Raw genomic sequence first — 18,369 nt, forward strand, 5'->3', positions numbered from 1 at the left:
ATGATTATACAGAAATAACTAAACTTTTTACGATCACAGATTAATAACATTTACTACGTAATCAAATCAATTATGTAAACTAACAATTATAACTTCATCCACTTTTAAAAGATAAAAAAAGAAATATATTCAATAAATTTCTTTTATAAAATTTTATATTTAGACAAAAAAATAAAGGAAAAATCTAAATCTGATATGTTATATAATCATTACTACCTTTTAATATTTATCTACCTCCGAATAATTTTTAGGCACATCAGCATACTCTAAGATTTGCTTCCAATATTCCACAAGACTTTCCGGTCTTGGTCTCCAATCAGGATCTGCAATGTTTTCTTTGGCTGCTTGCCAATTCTTTTCTGTAACAAAAGAGAAATCAATATCACAACCTGAAAGTTTGTTCATGGGTTTTAAAAATACATACCCATCAGTAATGTCTTCTAAAGCTAAGTTTGCATGCCCTATGGAATAATAACTGTCATCAGGCAACTTCCCTAATGGGGTATTAATTACATCAAAACCTATAGGTATATTATTCAATTTTCGCATTATAGTTTCAATTGCACCATTCGCAGGAGAAATTAATAATGGCTTAGTATCAGGTCTATTCATGAATGGCTTATGTAATAAAATAGTATATACATTCTGTGGATATTTAGCATATAAAATGTTCCCAAAATAACCATTTTCCAATCGTACAAAATCCATTCCCAAAAAATCATACACTGGAAATCTATACTTTGTAAAAGCATGAATATCTCCGGTAAGAATTAAAATCTTTTCTCCTTTCTTTATAATTTCTTTCTCAACAATTCCAAATCTATATACTTCTGTATTTCCTTTGTAAAATACTTTCTTCATCTTTTCTGGAGTTCGGTAACCTGAAAAAGAAGACCAATTGTATCGATAACTTAAATTTAAAATACGAAATTTCTTTGCTGAAATAGGTATTGTTTTATTAAAAGCCCACACTGCTTGATAAACATCCGTATATCCTTTAAAAGCCCAACCTGAATTATAATTGAACATCAATTTTCGGGCTATATCTTCGTTATATTCTGGTGCCAAAAGTAAAGAATCAAGTGTCTTTTGATTTTCGCTGGCTCCAAATTCCATCCCAATTGTATAAACTCCTTTATTATATAAAAAAGGAACCAAACTTTTTACCAATTCTAAATTCTCCTTAACCCTATGTTCTTCGGACAAAAGGACTATATCTTTTGTTCTAAATTTAGAAGCAATATATTCTTCAGGGGACATTTTGTTTGCTGACAAATATCGAATTGAAGTTTCTATAATTTCCGATTGTGAAAACGAAAAAATCGGAACTAATATAAAAATAAACAGAAATATTTTTTTTGGCATAATAAAAATTTTCTTTTAAAATTAATAAAACTTTCAATTATAACAAAAAGCGATATGTTGCTTTTAGTACAAATGTATTTTGAGGTTTTTTTCCTAAAATTTGTGCATCCAAATTCACAAACAAATCATCTAAGGGGTTTCCTGAACCATTAGTTCCTTGTGACCACACCAAATAAATTTCGGAACCTGGTATGTATTCCCAACGCAAAACCAAATTGGAACGAAATTGAACAAATGAAAAATCAGGATTCAAAAAAGAATAATCCGTTGATCCATTTTGATTCTCATCTACTTTATAACTATTTGTATTGCTATCATAAGAAATTTGATTTTTTGCATACGAAACTGTTCGATTCCCAAAGTAAGAAGCTCTTGGGTTGGTAACATAATTAAATTTTGAATATTTACCTGTTGACGCAAATGGCTGTCCATAATACTGTATGGTGAAATTTGGATTTATATTATAATTTAATCGCAAAGAAGCACTAATAGTCTGTTGATCCAAATGCGAAGTGACATAACGTATACCTTTTTCAAAAGAAGATTGGGTCACATATTGAGTTTTGCTTTGGTTGATATTAAAATTAGGATTAATAGTAATCGACAACGAATTTGTAGGTTGGTATGTAACACTTGGATCCAATTCCTTGTATGAAAACGAATTGTTTTTTCCCTGCGCAAAAAAAATACCTGTTTGAAAACGAATTTTTTTTCTCGTGTCGGTGCCGAAAACGTTATAACTTACAAACTCTTCTGAGAATCTGAATTTTGGTCCACCTTGTAAATACGCATTATTGAATATTCTGGGTTTGTATGAAAAACCAATATTTGCCCACCAATAATTTTTAAATTCTGCTTTTCCTAAGAGATCATAATACGTTCTATTATGAAAACCCCCAAAATCATAAGTTGTAAAAGGCTCAAAACGAACCATACCACTTCTAAAAGCGGCAAATGGTTTTAAGGACTGATAGCTAACATATAATGTTTGTTTAATTTCATCGGCCTGACGAAGAAAACCTATGTCATTGAGTTCTAATTCCGGTGAACGCCATGTCACACTTGCATTGTATCGCCAATGTCCATCAGACACCTTGCCTGCTTCGATTTTTCCTCCCGTTCCTGTTAATGATGTTCGATTAGTATCTACCGAAACATAATCTGCATCTACGCGCTGAAACAAATGCGTTATTTCCTTTTGCGTATTGGTAATGGATTCTTTTGATCCAAAAACATGGCTACCTACAATATTTCCTGCAATAAAATACTTCCTGCTTTTCCAATTGTGCTTAAAATCCAATCCTCCCGAATATGCCGCTTCTCTTAATAATAAAAATTGTGGCTCATCCGTCTTTCTATTGGTTGCAGTTACAATTGCACCCAAAAAACTATTTCTATCATTAAAATCTTTTTGGGCACGTCCAACCAAATAATTGGTAAGTGGTTCTACCAACACATCGCTACGTTCCGACACCTTATCAATTTTTGCGTATTCATTTCCAGTAATGCTTTCTAAAATACCTAATGACCAGCCATCCTTTGTTTTACCACTAAATTTTGCAGCACCCAAAATAGAGGTATTTTGTGGTCGCTTGACAAATTCTCCAGTTGAAGTAGAAATAATACCTTGAGGGCTTCTGCCGATACGTCTAGAATAAAAAAGATTATCTTCATTATTTCCAAAATTATAATCGAAAATATTTTTGTTTTCGATGAAAAATAGACGCTTTTCCTGATGAAATACTTGAAATCCATCCAGAGCAATTACCGCTGGATCAGCTTCTACCTGACCAAAATCGGGCTTGATAGTTAGGTCTAAAGTCAAGTCATTTGTAATTCCAATTTTAGCATCAAGACCCGCTTTCAAACTAAAATCTTGCCCTTCTCGAAAAGGATTCCCTATTTCTTGTTCATATGTATCTAATTGCGTTAAGAAATAGGGCTGAATTTCAATCTGTTTTTGCGGTTTCAAATTAATTAATCCTCGTAATTCTCCAAACTCACTTACCCATCCAGGGGCATCTGCCGGAATGCGTTGCCAGATGGAACGTTCCTGTTTTCGAAAATACCGGCGAGTTGCTTGAAAACCCCAAACCTGATCTTCGCTGGCACTAAATTTTAACTGACTCAATGGTATTTTCATTTCTGCAGTCCAGCCTTCGGTATCCATGTTGGTTTTTACATACCAAATTGGATTCCAACTCGAATCCCAATTATTACCATTATCAGCAATAAATTCATCACTTTTAACTCCTGAAGCTGATATTGTAAATGAAAATCCTGTTCTTTTATCATGATAGCTATCGATATTTACCTCTACAAAATCACCATCAAAACCATCTCGTCTCGAAAGCCGTTTTACAATTTTATCTGGTTCCTTATCATAACACTTGAAAGCAACATACAAAAACTTGGAATCATACAGTATTTTAAACTTGGTCTGCTCCGTGGGAGGCGTATTTTCATCTGGCAAATTTTCAATAAAATCCGTTTGCCACTCCACAATATCCCAACTAGCATCTGTTAAAAGTCCGTCAATAGTTGGCGAAGTATTATTTTCTAATGATTTCGTGGTGTAAAACCTTTTTTCTACACTTTTAGAGCTCTGCCCAAAACTGAATTGAAATAGCAGGAATAAAAGAAATAGGTATTGATTTTTGTATGTTTTCATTTCAAAATTATTGTTAATCAAAGAAATATATGGGTATACTAAAATCCAATATTAAAATAATCATTACTTTATTTTTTTAATTCTAAGACCCACATTTTCATGGCAGGAATAGTTGTTATATTCGAAGTATTCAAGCCATCCTCAGTAATAACATTTTTTGCAGTTGTAAAACCAGCTGTTCTTTCGTCATACTTATGAAAGTCAATTTCTTTTTCAGAATTGCTCGTATTCATAACACACATTATGGTTTGATTTTCATCATATCTAAAATAAACATACAAACCATCTACAGGAACATAGTGCATCATTTTTCCTGTTTTAAGCGCCGATGCTGTTTTCCTGAAATTGGCTAATTTTCGAACTAAATTTTGAGTTGATTTTTCATCCTCTGTCATTCCTTTTCCTGTAAACGCGTTTTTAGCATCTTCTTTCCATCCTCCGAGAAAATCAGCACGAACCAATCCATCTGGAGCTTTAAGTCCTTTCATCAACACTTCCGAACCATAATACAGTTGTGGGATTCCTCTACAAGTTAGTAACCATTGAAAACCAATTTTTTGCTTTTCGACATTCTCTCCCATTAATGAAAAAAAACGGGATTCATCATGATTATCTAACAACAGTACTTTTTGCATTGGGTTTTTACTTAAAAAATCACTGCTCAAAGTATAGTACAACCTGTTCACTCCTTCTTTCCATCCAAAAGGTTCTGTCAAAGCAGGAATAATTCCATAATATAAACTTTGAAAATCCACCACCGAAGGCAAGTTGCTTTTGAAACTAACATCCATATTATTTTGCTCAAAATACGACTGATTTGCCACGCCATGAACCATAATTTCACCAAAAATGGTTATTTTCGGGAATTCATCCATTATCGCTTTATTGCAACGATTCGCAAAATCCAAATCATTATAAGTATAGGTGTCGAGGCGAACTCCATCAATACCAAACTTTTCAATATGCCAAATGCAGTTTTGAATAATGAAGTTTGCCATAAATGGATTGTCTTGATTAATATCTGGCATTATTTTATCAAACCAACCATCGCTCATTCTTTTTTTATCCGATTTTGTTCCATAAGGATCAAACAAAGGAATCTCTCTATAATTTGTTTGTGTATAAATAGGCCAACGATGTACCCAATCATTTGCAGGTGGATCCATTTCTAAAAAGTGAAAAGATCCTAAATGATTATAAACCGCATCAAAAATAAGTTTCATACCTCGTTTGTGCAATTGATCACTTAATTTTTCATACATAACATCTCCACCGTATCGAGCATCAATTTTATAATGATTGGTAATGGCATATCCGTGTTCAGTCCTTTTCTCCATATCATTTTCCATGATTGGAGTAAACCATAAAGCAGTAACACCAAGTTCTTGAATATAATTTAAATTATTTAGCACTCCTTGTAAATCACCTCCATGACGATCATACATTTCATTTCTATTAAGAGATTGATCACGCATTCCTTTTACCTGATCATTCGATATATCTCCATTGCTGAAACGATCCACCATAATCAAATCAATAAAATCACTCGAAGTTACTCCCTGTGCATATTGTGTTCCATTACCTGATCTTCGATTATACAACGGCCACTTTATTTTATGCTTACCTCCTTTTTGATTTAATTCGATAATTACATTTCCAGCAACTGCTTCAGGCGCAATAACAATATCTATGGCAATGTATTTTTGGTTCGGAAATGAATACGTTTTGCCAACAGTTATTCCCGGATAATTTATTTCTACTTTGTCTGAAATAAATGGATCATCGGTACTTCGAATGAGTAATTGAATTGAATTAGTCTTCATTCCTGTCCACCAATTTGTGGGATAGACTTCGGTGTTTTTGGCATTTGTCACCAAAGAAAAACCAAATAATAGCATTAAAATATAAGTTGTTTTCTTGATCATAATTTCTAAAGTTTTTAAAAGTCTGTTAAAGTTATTTTACTTTTCGGATATCAAAAAGCAACTTATTTAAACAACCTGATTTGAGTTGTAAACAACATAAGTGCAACTAATGTTATTTAAATACAAAAAAGTGTTTTCTAAACCAGATCAATTTTTATTGTAAAACAAAACCCTTAGCTTTACATGACAGAAAATTAATTCTACAATGAACAATTCAGCTATGTATTCCGGAAGTACATCTCAAAAATTAAAAATGTATACAATCTATTGGTTGGGATATATCTTATTATTTAGTTTGATACAAGGACTACCAACAGCAGATTTTTTGAGAGCATTATCCAATGAATTTTATAGCGTGTTCCCGAAAATATTATTTGTTTTACTGATTGTTGAAGTAGCTATGCCGGTTTTGTTCTTCCAGAAAAAAAAGACACTTTTTATTTTTACCTATATATTATCAATCCTTTTCTTTGCCTTCATTCAGCGATTAATAGACAATTACATAATTATTGCTTATAATTTAACCGAATGGAAAAGTGAACCATTACTATCGGCACCCGTATATTTGTACAATGTGATTAAATTACAGTTTGTAGTCACCATCCCTTTAGCGATAAAACTGGTCTATTACCTAGCTGAAGAGAAAAACAGGGTGCAAACAATCCTGTCAGAGAAATTACAAGCTGAATTATTTTCATTACGAAATCAATTTCACCCTCATTTTTTATTCAATGTACTCAACAGTTTGTATTCTAGAATTCTAAGTAAATCGGATGATTCTGCGGATATTGTTCTTAAAATCTCTGATTTTCTTCGGTATTCCGTCTATGAGGTAAATACCAAACATATCCCTTTAGAAAAAGAAATTGAATATCTGAAAAATTATATTTCGCTACAACAATTGCGATTTGACAATCGACTCGAACTAAGTTTCAGTACCAATGGAATTATAAAAAACCAAGTAATCGAACCTTTCTTAATACTTCCATTCATTGAAAACAGTTTTAAATATTGTTTAGACGATACGAATTCCCAAGCATGGATTACCATTTCTATAACTGCTTCAGAAGACTGGCTAAGCATTAAGATTGAAAACAGTTTATCTTCTAATTGTATGAAAAATAAAAATAGTGAAACCCAATACAGCGGCGTTGGAATTAATAATGTAAAAAGAAGATTGGAATTACTATATCCAAATCAACATATTTTGACCATAAAAAATGACGTTGATTCCTTTTTTGTTTCTTTAAAAATTAAAATTAATGACATCCCATAAAATCAATTGCATCATTATAGAAGATGAACTTCCAGCCTCCATATTACTTGAAATGCATATGGCTAAATTTGATTTCTTGGATTTGAAAGGTAAATTCATGAGTACAAACAATGCTATAAATCTTATCAAGAACCAAAAAATAGATTTACTGTTTTTGGATATTAATTTACCAGGAAAATCAGGAATTGAATTTGCAAAATCGTTACCAAAGGAGATCGGAATCATTTTCACTACTGCCAATCCGCAATACGCCGTAGAAGGATTCGAATTGGATGCTATTGACTATTTATTGAAACCAATTTCATTTGAACGTTTTTCTAAAGCAGTACATAAATACTGTAAAATTAAGAAAACAAATCAGGAATTTGAACAACTAAAACAAGCAGAAACCGAACGTCCTTTTATATTTGTTAAGTGTGAAAGAAAAACAATCAAACTTTATTTGGACGAAATTGACTATTTTGAATCACAAGGCAATTATTTAAATATCCATACCGAAACTGATTGTTTTAAGACACACCAATCCATTACCGAAATGATTGAGAAATTACCCGAAGGATTATTTTGTAGAATTCATCGTTCTTTCTTGATTACAATTAAAAAAGTTACTCAATTCAATAGTCGTTCAGTTACTATAAAAGATAAAAAATTACCTATTGGACGATTTTATGCTTCAAAAGCAAATGAATTATTGCATTCTATTGTAAAACCAAAAATAATTTGAAGCCTTAGGATCAATTAGCTACTATTATTTTAACTATTTTCCTTGTATTAAATAATAAAAGCTACAATTTTTAAAAAATCGTAGCTTTCACAACTAACTATAATCACTAAAATGATCTTATTTCAGTATAAAACTCACTTTCGATTTTATATCTGTAGAGGATGATCCGATTAAAGCTTCAAAATCACCTGGCTCAGCAATCCATTCGTGTTTTTTATCATCAAAAAAACTTAGAGCAGTTTTATCAATCACAAAAGTCACTGTTTTTTCTTCCCCTGCTTTAAGAGAAATTTTCTCAAAACCTTTTAATTCTTTTACAGGGCGAGGCAAAGATGATTTTAAATCACTAATATATAACTGAACTACTTCGGAACCTTCACGAATTCCAGTATTTTTAACTTTAATTGAAAATGAGATTTGATCTCCACTTGACAATTGTTTTTTATCAGCAATTGCTTTACTATATTCGAAAGTCGTGTAACTTAACCCATGACCAAAAGAAAATAAAGGTTTTATCTTTTGTTTGTCTGTCCAACGGTATCCTACAAAAATACCTTCTTTGTAAGTTACATCATCTCCGCCTGGAAATTCACCTAATTGGTGAGCACCGTTATCGTTTATTTTTACTGGAAAAGTAAATGTCAATTTTCCAGATGGATTCACATCCCCGACCAAAACTGCCGCCAAAGCAGTTCCAGTCTCACTACCCAAAAACCAACCTTGAATAATACCTGGAACATCCTTTATCCATGGCATAGCTACAGCATTTCCCGAAATATTTACAAAAATCACATTTTTGTTTACCTTAATCAATTCACTAATTAATCGATCCTGATTGTACGGAAGGCCTAAATCTTTACGATCGTTTCCTTCCGCGTCTTGAAAATCACTTTTGTTCAAACCTCCGATAAAAAGGACAACATCAGCATCTTTGGCTACATTTACGGCTTCGTTAATTAATTCTGCCGCAGATCGTTTGTCTTCCAGACTCACTTTTGCCACTACACCATTATAATTACTGGTTGGATCTCCCACATAACCACGCGCATAAACCACTTCAGCTTGATTTCCAATTCTATTCTTTAATCCTTCAAGTGGTGTAATTTCATATTTTGCTTTAAGCGAAGAACTACCACCACCTACCGTCATCATTTTAATTGCATTCTCACCGATAACTGCGATTTTTTTTGTTTTAGATAAATTAATTGGAAGAATATTATTTTTATTTTGTAATAAAACAATTCCTTCTTCAGCAATTTTTAAACCAGCTTCAGCATGTTCTCTTGTTCCGAATGACCCATACGGTCTGTCTTTATTCATTGTAGTTAAAAATGATAAACGCAAAATACGTCGTACTTTTTCATCAAGTTCTTTTGTTCCAACTTCACCAGATTTAATCATAGTTGAATATGGTTTTGCCAAATAATAGTTATCATACGCATTACTGGTTCCCCATGAAAGTCCATTTGTCCAAGAACCAAATTCCATATCCAATCCATTATGAATAGCTTGTTTGGTATCATGAACTCCTCCCCAATCTGAGATCACAACACCTTTGAATCCCCATTCACCACGAAGAATATCATTCAATAAAAACTCATTATGGCAACAATGTTGTCCTCTATATTTATTATATGATCCCATTATTGCCCACGCATCACCTTCTTGAACAGCTGCTTTAAAAGCGGGTAAATAAATCTCATACAATGCACGATCATCGACAATCACATTAACGGCATTACGATTTGTTTCTTGATTATTTAATGCAAAATGTTTTACACAGGCAGCAACTCCGTTAGATTGTACTCCTTTGATGTACGGCACCACCATTTTGGAAGTTAAAAAAGGATCTTCTCCCATATATTCGAAGTTACGGCCGTTTAATGGTGTTCTATAGATATTTACTCCAGGTCCCAACAATACATTTTTGTTTCGGAAACGAGCTTCTTCTCCTATTGATTTCCCATACAAGGAAGCCAATTCTTTGTTCCAAGTTGCTGATAAAGCTGTAAGTGCCGGAAATGCAATGCATGAATCATTTGTCCAACCTGCTTGATCCCATTCGTCCCATAAAACTTCAGTACGAATTCCATGAGGTCCATCAGTCATCCAATTATCAGGAATTCCTAAACGCGGAACACCTGGCGAACTGAATTTTGATTGTGCATGAATCATCGCAATTTTTTCTTCAGTCGTCATTTTAGAAAGTGCATCTTCTACACGCTCTTTAATATTCTTTGCATCATCAAGATAAACAGGAACTTTATTTTGTGCATTCAAACTGAACGAACTCAACAGCAGTAAAACAACAATTGTTTTAACATTTTTAAACATAACTCTTAAATTTATTAAAGCATTAAAATTTACAATTTAGGATACCAATTTTCGAAAGTATCTTTATTAGGATATTGTAAAGCTAAAACCTAATAATGCAGCTTTTAATTTTAAATAAAAAAAGTAGTGATTCTAAAAATCAATCAATTATATATCAATTATTTACTAGATTACGAACACAAAAAAAAGTAGTGAATTTAAAACTTATAGTTAACTTTTGAATGCTACTAATCCAATTTTCATGACCGTTTCTTCAAAATTATTTCGGTCAATTACAGCTTTGTTCCGAGCTCTTGTGCGGTAATTATAAATAGTACTTAAGGAATAACGAAGAAAAGCAGCTATTTTTACACTATCTGATATCCCAAGACGAATTAAGGCAAAAATACGAAGTTCAGTATTTAACAACTCTCCTTGTTTCAATACAATTTGCTCATCCTTAATAAGTAATGCATTAAAATCTTTTACAAAAGTGGGATATAGATTTAAAAAAATCACATCGAAATTCTCGTATAATTCTTCGAGCTCTTTCTCAACCAAAGTGGTAGATTTTAACATTTTATAAATATCATCAAACTGTTTGACAGCGGCTTTTTTGTTTAAAATAATGCGATAATTTTCTAACTTATTAATGTAAGATGAACACAGATTAAAAAAATGCGCAATATATTCTTCCTTAATGTGATTGGATTCCGATAATTGTGCGTTTCGTTCCTGTAGCTGATTGTTAGTTTTAGTAATATCTTTATTTAATTCGGCTAATTTTTCACTGGTTCTAAAAAGTTCTTCTCGAATGCGAGATACTTTTTTCATTTGTTTATAAACATAAATCACCGCTACAATTAAGAATCCCGATAGCAAACTGATGCAAACCAAATAAAATTGCAATTCGTTTTTTCTTTGGGCTTCCCTTTCTAAATAAGCTGTATTAATTATCGAATAGACCTCAGACATGAGCAGCGTTCGAAACTGAACATTACAATAAAGAGCATCTTCAATGGCCGATTGTGTGAGTTTATAAGCCATATCGACATCTCCAATTTCATAAAAAACTAAAGCCAATTCCTGTAGCGAAGCATTATCTTTTATGGCATTTTTTATATCTGCTGTTGCTGAAAGTGCAAAATATTTTTTTCTTAACTCTAATTGATTTTTACTTTCATAAATATACCCAAGAAGGTATGTAATCATAGCATATTGTGAATCTTCCAGTTTTGTATGTTCTAATAAAATCAATAATTGCTTTTCAGCAAGAGTTCCCTTTTTAGTGAAAATATTTTTCTGAATTTGATTGATTTTATAATTCAAGGAATTAGGTTGTAGAACACCTAATAAAGAATCCCTATATTTTATTATTTGATCAATGTGTTCTTTACTATTACTATTTGCATTGTAATGTTCGAAAAACTCTTTATACACTAAATAATAATAAGGAAGTAGCGATTTGTCTAATGCTTTTTTAGTTATGCTTCGCAAAATAGACTCAGATTCACGGTATTTCCCAGATGAAGAATAGAGGTTGGCCAATTGCAATTGAGCTAAATCTAACAAATATTTATTTTTAAGCTCTTTAGAAATCAAAAGATTCTTTTTAACATATAAAATTGCCGAATCAGAATTGAATTTTTGGTATTCTGTATATAAAGTTTTATTATAATTATACTCTTGCTCTTTCGATAAATCTACTGATTTAATTTTTTTGAAGTTAACAATGCGTTCTTCTTTTAGTAAAACATATTGCTGTTTATTTTTTAATGCATCGTTTAGCTTATCAAAAATAGAATCCATATTACCCGATGAATAACCAGAATAACTTATCGCAAAAAACAAAAAAAATTGAAGATAATTTTTCAAACTATAATAACTAAAAGATGTGAGTTACAAATATAATAAAGTAGCTATGAAAAAAATGGTTTTAGATTTCAAAATACAACAGCAACTTCATTATTAGATATCAAATAAGATATTTTGTAATAGTTTCTTTTTGTTCAAATTAATTAATCTTTTTGCTTAATCACCAACTTTTGTACATGATCCCATGAACCATTAATATCAACATATATAAATGCAAAAAACCCACTAAAATAGTGGGTTTTTGTGAAGGCAGAAGGATTCGAACCTTCGACCGCCTGCTTAGAAGGCAGGTGCTCTATCCAGCTGAGCTATGCCTCCATTGCTCTTGAATAATAGTGTCGGGGTGGCAGGATTCGAACCTGCGGCCTCCTGCTCCCAAAGCAGGCGCGATAACCGAGCTACGCTACACCCCGAATTTCAAAACTTTAAATTCTATGATAATTATTGAATCTTGCTAAAATCCTTATCATAAAAAAATCGCGGAGAGACAGGGACTCGAACCCTGGCACCGATCACTCGATGACAGTTTAGCAAACTGCTCCATTACCACTCTGGCACCTCTCCAAAACCTTAGGAAACGTGTCCTGTTTTGCGGTTGCAAACTTAAGACATGTTTACGTTTCTCACAACTTTTTAAGCAACTTTTTTCATATTTTTTTTATGATTATTTTAAACATCTTAACTATCAAACAAATAGACACGAATAAAAAATGGCATTATTTATCATTTATCAGCCAAAAGCCACATTAAGGACATTTTGAAACTAGAATAAAAATTAAATTATAAATAATTCACTTTACTACTAATTCTTGAAATATAATATAGACTCCTGAAAACAGCAAAAACATTATTTTATTTAAAAACCCTAATATCTATTCATTAATATTAGTAGAATTTTTAAATTCATCTCATTATTGATTTACCCATAAAATTCAAATAAACCGTACAATTATCATTAAATCATTAATTATAATTTGAATAAAATTTGAATCTATCAAAAATAGTTTAAATTTGCTTTATAAATCAACATATAATAAACATGAGCAAAAGAGTTGTTATCGTTTCGGCTGTTAGAACACCTATCGGCAGTTTTATGGGTGGATTATCTACAATTACAGCACCAAAATTAGGGGCAACTGCTATAAAAGGGGCGCTAGACAAAATAAAATTAGATCCAAACTTAGTCCAAGAAGTATTCATGGGAAATGTTGTGCAAGCTGGCGTTGGTCAAGCACCTGCACGCCAAGCTGCGCTATTTGCCGGTCTATCTAATGATGTTATTTGCACAACAGTCAATAAAGTTTGTGCTTCTGGAATGAAAGCATTAATGTTAGGTGCTCAAGCCATTCAATGTGGTGATGCCGAGATTGTAGTTGCTGGAGGGATGGAAAACATGAGTTTAATTCCACATTATATGCACTTAAGAAACGGAACTAAATTTGGACCAAGCACCATGATTGATGGACTTCAAAAAGATGGCCTTACAGATGCATACGATAATAACGCTATGGGTGTAAGTGCCGACTTATGTGCTGCAGAATATAATATTTCTAGACAAGAGCAAGATGATTTTGCAATTCAATCATACAGTCGTTCAGCAAAAGCTTGGAGTGATGGTAAATTTGACAACGAAATAGTCCCTGTAGCTGTACCTCAAAGAAAAGGAGAACCACTATTGTTCTCAAAAGATGAAGAGTACACAAATGTATCCATTGAAAGAATACCTTCTTTAAATGCCGTTTTCACAAAGGATGGCACTGTAACAGCTGCAAATGCCTCAACCATCAATGACGGTGCAGCTGCAGTAATACTAATGAGTGAAGAGAAAGCAATTTCGCTAGGTTTAAAACCATTAGCTTACATAAAAGGATATGCTGACGCCGCCCAAGAACCTAAATGGTTTACAACAAGTCCAGCCAAAGCTCTACCAAAAGCGTTAGCAAAAGCGAATTTAACTATAGAAGAAATTGATTTTTTTGAATTTAACGAAGCTTTTTCGGTTGTTGGAATTGCTAATGCTAAAATACTTGGCTTAGATAATAATAAAATAAATGTAAATGGAGGCGCAGTATCATTAGGCCATCCCCTTGGATGCTCTGGAGTTCGTATTATTGTAACACTGATCAATGTACTAGAACAAAACAATGCTAAATATGGCGCAGCTGCTATTTGCAATGGTGGCGGTGGAGCATCAGCATTTGTAATCGAAAGATATATTTCATAAGTAGATATTATTTGTTTTTTATAGGAATATGGCATCGCCAGACTTTCATTGGCGTTTACGACATCTTCTTTCATGCGATTTCATAGCTATTTAATTCAAATAAATATAAAATATTAAAAAATACAATTTGAAAATGACTATTTTTACAGCCATTTTTGATTTGTATTTTTTTTTAATTCTAATTTATATAAATGTTTGGAATTTGTAATTTAGCCATGATTCCTCTTCGCGCGGAAGCTAGTGACAAAAGCGAAATTGTATCTCAAATTTTATTTGGGGAACATTTTGAAGTTTTAGAACAAAACAAACAATGGACCTACGTTTTAACACAATATGATAATTATAATGGCTGGATAGATAGCAAACAATACCAAGCAATTACAGAATCAAATTACAATCAACTATCTTCGGATGCTATTATACTAAATGCTGATTTAATTGAATACATAAGCACTCCGAACAACATATTAATACCAATTCCACTAGGGTCTTCATTATCTTTTTTAAACTATCCAGAAATAAACACTTCAAAATTCAATTTTGAAGGCACTAAAGCTAGTGGGCAAAAGCCGAAAAATAAAATCCTTGAAACTGCTTTTATGTATTTAAATGCTCCATACTTATGGGGAGGAAAAACACCTTTCGGAATTGATTGTTCAGGCTTTACACAGATGGTCTATAAATTAAACGGCTATACACTTCTGCGCGATGCATCTCAACAAGCTAAACAAGGAGAAGCATTAAGTTTTATTGAAGAAAGTGAACCTGGTGACTTAGCATTCTTTGACAACGAAGAAGGAAACATAACTCATGTAGGAATAATTATGGAAAATAATTATATCATCCATGCAAGCGGAAAAGTAAGAATTGACCGCCTGGATCATTTAGGCATTTACAATGCTGAAAACAATAAACACACCCACAAACTGAGAGTAATCAAAAAAATAATATAAAAAAAATGCTAGAATTTAATCTAGCATTTTTTTTTATATTATTTTTTTAAAGTAGTTTTTTTTACATACTAGTGGATTTTAAGGCATTATAATCATCGGTCATATCTAACGATCTATAAACCCCCAAAAGCGATTTAATAACATCCAGATTTTTAGGTTCTATTGCCAAAGCTTTTTTCAAATATGGTATAACACTTTTAACTAAATCATCCTTTTTTGTTTTCAATTTATCATATTGTTCCATTTCTTTCGGAGTATTTCCTAATGCATTCATCTCATCCATTATAGGTTTTTTACCTTCTAATTTTAAATAAGCCATATTTATATACCCATCTATATATTTAGGATCAAGTTCTAAAACCTTAGTATAATAACTTTCAGCTTTGGCCAGATTATTTTTTTCAAGATATAAAAAAGCTAAATTTTTATTAATCTCCATTTTCTTGGAAGGTGAATCTTCGTTTCGAGGTTTCTCATAAAGCTCTGACTTTAAACTAACTTCCCTAACACTTGGCGAAATAAATCGTTCTTCTAATTTTGTTTTTTTATTTGTGGCATAATAAGAAACTCCCTTTCCTGAATATTTAAGTTTATCCAACTCTTCATAATATTTAATAGCAGAATCATAATCTTTAACTAACATAGATGAAGATGCCGCATAATATAAATTCAAAGTATCCTTTTTATCTAACAAATATACTTTATAGCTTTTCTCGGCACTTTCTTTATACTTTCCAATTTTGTAATCATCCGAAGCACCATTCACAAGAACAGACTTCATATCGCGTAAAGCTATATTGGCTTGTAAAGTATATTTAAACTTACCTGATTCACTTTCGGCATTTATCAATTCTTGATAAGCCTCAGATGCCAATGATAAATTATTTGCTACATCAATTTGTTTTGAGGCAATATCTTTTAAAACATTTCCTTTTAAAAAATAAAAATCGGACTTCTCTTCATCTGTTGAATTAACAATAAGGTATTCTGTCTTTTTTAAAACTACTAAAGCATCTTGAGAATTTCCACTATTAAAAATTGCTTGTGCATTTTTAATTTGTTCTTTTTGAGCAAAAACGCCAACATTTATCAATAACACTATTGATAGCATTACAAATTTTCTTTTCATTAGGTTAAGTATTAATATTAATTTTTGGGTTTGGTTGTGTAAAAAATCTTTAAATAATTGTTATTTATAAAATGATTTTCAAAATATATATTTTATTTTAATTACGATTTTAAGATCAAACATTTCATTATTCAATTACGAAATCATATTTCTAAATAATTAACAAAACTTAACATACAACTGTTTTTAAGATCTGTTTTTTTAATTAATTATGATACTAATTTGCATCTAAAATAAAATATAAATTTGATTGAACAAATATTTTTAAGACTTATTTCAATTTAATTACAACGATTTCGTAAATCAACCAATATTCAAGTAATTTTTTAATATAAAATGAATTATTACTATCTTCATAGTCATTATAGTTATTAAAAAAACAAATAATTTAAAAAAACATATTTTAATTCTAAAATTCATATTTTTCTTAAAAACTATATTACAGATTAAGAATTCATACAAAAAAAAATACAACCCTTAAATCAGATCCATTTTAATATCTATTTGTATTAATTTTCATATTTATTAAATAAAAAAATCCAATAAATAATCTGTAAAAAAAATCCTGCAGCGAATTAAATATCGTGCAGGATTCAATTTAGTCTTAAATTATCAACTACATTTTTGCTTTTAACGCTTTGTATTCAGTTGTCATTTCTAGAGCACTATAAACATTCAATAATGTCTTCACTACATCTTCATTTTTAGGCTCTAATTCAACTGCTTTTGAAAGATAAGGAATGGTGCTTCTAAACAAGTCTTCTCTTTTCTTTTTCAAAACATTATATCGTTTCATATCGTCATTAGAATTCCCCAATTTATTCATTTCATCAATGATTGCTTTTTCATCTTCTAATTTTAATGCTGCCATATTTATGTAAGCATTAATATATTTTGGATTTAATTCTATTACTTTATTATAAAATTTTTCAGCTTCAATACTGTTTTTAGCACCTGCACTTACTACACCTAAGTTAAATATCAAATCAACATCGTTTGGATTTTTTTCTAATGCTTCAGAAATCAACTTTTTGTATGTAACCATATCTTTGGATTCAAGATATAAATTAGCTTCTGTTAATATTAAAGAAGTATCATCAGGATTTGCAATTCTAGCATCCGAAACTGCTTTTTTTGCTAGGTCCATTTTTCCTTCCTGAACATAAATCAAAGCAATATTTTTATAGATCTCACCTCTTTTTGAAGGCACATTTTCATTTCTTGGTTTTTCATGAGTTCCCATTTTAACCATACGATCTCTATCAGCAGCAGTAGTAAAATAGTCTTCTTGAGCATTTACTTTATTAACAGCATAAAAATAAGTAGCTTTTCCAGAATAGTTTAATACTTTTAACTCTTCATATAATTTAAGAGCACTATCATAATCTTTAGCATTTACATAAGTAGATGCAGCATAATACAAATTAATAGTGTCTTTTTTATCCAACATATATGCCTCATATAATTTTTTAGCGCCATCAGCATCTTTAGAAGCTTTGGTATCAGCAATTGCAGAATTTATTAATTTCCCCTTAATTTCAGCAATTGAGGTAGCTGCCTGAGTGGAATACTTAACTTTACCCGAAGCTTTTTCTAATTCTAATAATTCTTTATATGATTTTGCTGCAAGACTCAAATTCTTACCTTCTTCTACATTTTTATTAGCCAAATCCAAATAAGCATTCCCTTTTACAAAAAAATACTGTGCTTTTTCAGCATCTTGAGCATTGGTAATCAAATATTCCGCACCATCCAAAATTGTTATAGCTTCTTGCGAATTCCCTCCCTTAATAGCTTTTTCAGCTGCTTTTATTTCATTTTTTTGAGCAAAACTTGCTACTGATAAAAATAATGCTGACGCTATTATTACATATCTACTTTTCATATTAATCTATTTTATATTTATTATTCTAA

Annotated in this window: 11 protein-coding genes and 3 tRNA genes; 4 read left to right on the forward strand and 10 right to left on the reverse strand. The window is 31.3% G+C overall.

What is annotated here, in order from left to right:
• Positions 1-219: 219 nt before the first annotated feature.
• The 3 genes from OYT91_RS05635 to OYT91_RS05645 all read right to left on the reverse strand — a co-directional run bounded on the left by OYT91_RS05635 (position 220) and on the right by OYT91_RS05645 (position 5,961).
• Entirely contained in the window at positions 220-1,365 is a 1,146-nt protein-coding gene (locus tag OYT91_RS05635) for a hypothetical protein (RefSeq protein ID WP_269222666.1), read from the reverse strand.
• 37 nt (positions 1,366-1,402) lie between these two features.
• Complete coding sequence (locus OYT91_RS05640) at positions 1,403-4,036, reverse strand: DUF5916 domain-containing protein (RefSeq protein WP_281239848.1); 2,634 nt, start codon at positions 4,034-4,036, stop codon at positions 1,403-1,405.
• Positions 4,037-4,104: 68 nt separating this feature from the next.
• The gene (locus OYT91_RS05645) at positions 4,105-5,961 is read right to left on the reverse strand and encodes an alpha-amylase family glycosyl hydrolase (RefSeq protein ID WP_281239849.1); all 1,857 of its coding nucleotides are present in this window, start codon (positions 5,959-5,961) and stop codon (positions 4,105-4,107) included.
• 205 nt (positions 5,962-6,166) lie between these two features.
• Here OYT91_RS05645 and OYT91_RS05650 point away from each other — a divergent pair, with 205 nt between their 5' ends.
• Entirely contained in the window at positions 6,167-7,237 is a 1,071-nt protein-coding gene (locus OYT91_RS05650) for a sensor histidine kinase (RefSeq protein ID WP_281239850.1), read from the forward strand.
• The gene (locus tag OYT91_RS05655; protein ID WP_281239851.1) at positions 7,224-7,961 is read left to right on the forward strand and encodes a LytR/AlgR family response regulator transcription factor; all 738 of its coding nucleotides are present in this window, start codon (positions 7,224-7,226) and stop codon (positions 7,959-7,961) included. Before OYT91_RS05650 ends, OYT91_RS05655 begins: the two co-directional genes overlap by 14 nt.
• A 117-nt stretch (positions 7,962-8,078) precedes the next feature.
• Here OYT91_RS05655 and OYT91_RS05660 read toward each other — a convergent pair whose 3' ends face one another.
• The 5 genes from OYT91_RS05660 to OYT91_RS05680 form a co-directional block, all read right to left on the reverse strand.
• Positions 8,079-10,295 (reverse strand): glycoside hydrolase family 3 C-terminal domain-containing protein, encoded by a 2,217-nt coding sequence (locus OYT91_RS05660; protein ID WP_281239852.1) that lies wholly within the window; start codon positions 10,293-10,295, stop codon positions 8,079-8,081.
• 210 nt (positions 10,296-10,505) lie between these two features.
• Positions 10,506-12,083, reverse strand: a complete 1,578-nt coding sequence (gene susR, locus OYT91_RS05665; RefSeq protein WP_281239853.1) for a SusR family glycan utilization regulator — start codon at positions 12,081-12,083, stop codon at positions 10,506-10,508.
• A 310-nt stretch (positions 12,084-12,393) separates the two neighbouring features.
• Positions 12,394-12,467 (reverse strand) — tRNA-Arg (locus tag OYT91_RS05670).
• Positions 12,468-12,487: 20 nt separating this feature from the next.
• Positions 12,488-12,562 (reverse strand) — tRNA-Pro (locus OYT91_RS05675).
• 67 nt (positions 12,563-12,629) lie between these two features.
• Positions 12,630-12,713, reverse strand: a tRNA-Ser gene (locus OYT91_RS05680).
• 475 nt (positions 12,714-13,188) lie between these two features.
• On the opposite strand from OYT91_RS05680, the gene OYT91_RS05685 reads away from it, so the two are divergent.
• Together OYT91_RS05685 and OYT91_RS05690 are read left to right on the forward strand one after the other, a co-directional pair.
• On the forward strand, positions 13,189-14,373 hold the full coding sequence (locus tag OYT91_RS05685; protein WP_281239854.1) for an acetyl-CoA C-acyltransferase: 1,185 nt from the start codon (positions 13,189-13,191) through the stop codon (positions 14,371-14,373).
• A gap of 191 nt (positions 14,374-14,564) precedes the next feature.
• Positions 14,565-15,326 (forward strand): C40 family peptidase, encoded by a 762-nt coding sequence (locus tag OYT91_RS05690; RefSeq protein ID WP_269222658.1) that lies wholly within the window; start codon positions 14,565-14,567, stop codon positions 15,324-15,326.
• Positions 15,327-15,387: 61 nt separating this feature from the next.
• Here OYT91_RS05690 and OYT91_RS05695 read toward each other — a convergent pair whose 3' ends face one another.
• Both OYT91_RS05695 and OYT91_RS05700 read right to left on the reverse strand, forming a co-directional pair.
• Entirely contained in the window at positions 15,388-16,455 is a 1,068-nt protein-coding gene (locus OYT91_RS05695) for a tetratricopeptide repeat protein (protein WP_281239855.1), read from the reverse strand.
• 616 nt (positions 16,456-17,071) lie between these two features.
• Positions 17,072-18,340, reverse strand: coding sequence for a tetratricopeptide repeat protein (locus tag OYT91_RS05700; RefSeq protein ID WP_281239856.1), 1,269 nt, complete (start codon positions 18,338-18,340; stop codon positions 17,072-17,074).
• Positions 18,341-18,369 lie beyond the last annotated feature (29 nt).

This window comes from Flavobacterium praedii, from assembly GCF_026810365.1.
GTDB lineage: Bacteria > Bacteroidota > Bacteroidia > Flavobacteriales > Flavobacteriaceae > Flavobacterium > Flavobacterium praedii.